Raw genomic sequence first — 587 nt, 5'->3', positions numbered from 1 at the left:
TCTTCACCTCTGGCTTCGGCCCGTTCGACGATCTGCTGGGATGCCGGGTCGAAGGAGCGGCGCACCACACCGGTGATCTCGGCCGCGCTCATCGACCGAACCGCGACCCCGGACGCTTCGATCGCGGCGCGGATGCCGGGAAGCCGCCGACCGATTTCGACCGCTTGCACGCCCGGGTCCTTCTTCCGTTCATCGGTTGTGGCAGCGAAGGTGATCGCCACCCGTGCGGCGAGTTGAACTTCGTCGCGGTGGAACTCGGTGGCGCCTTCGTACACGACTGCCTTCGCCAGCGCGGGGGCGTGTGGGGCGGTGATCAACCGGGCCTGGTTGAGGAGGGCGTTGCCGGTCTCGGGGACGGTGTCGAGGACCGGGACGATCGCCTCGATGTCGCTGGTGAGTCCGGCGGATGCGAGGACGACTCCCCACTCGCCGACCCACTGGTTGACCAGTACCCGGTCCACGGCCTCGTCGCCCTGGGGCCAGGCCCGCAGCACGACGGTGTACTGATTTTTCTTGGGCATGTGGATCATGCCGAACCGGTAGCCGGCGCTGTCTTCGCCCTCATACATTTTCGTGGGGGCCAGCAC

Annotated in this window: 1 protein-coding gene; it reads right to left on the bottom strand. The window is 67.1% G+C overall.

All coding sequences use genetic code 11. From position 1 onward, the window contains the following. A partial coding sequence (locus tag MLGJGCBP_RS48270; RefSeq protein ID WP_328799595.1) for an SCO6880 family protein occupies positions 1 to 587 on the bottom strand: 587 nt, incomplete at both ends.

The sequence above is a fragment of the Rhodococcus sp. T7 genome, assembly GCF_009872365.1.
GTDB lineage: Bacteria > Actinomycetota > Actinomycetes > Mycobacteriales > Mycobacteriaceae > Rhodococcus_F.
This window is presented reverse-complemented; position numbering and strand designations above follow the sequence as displayed.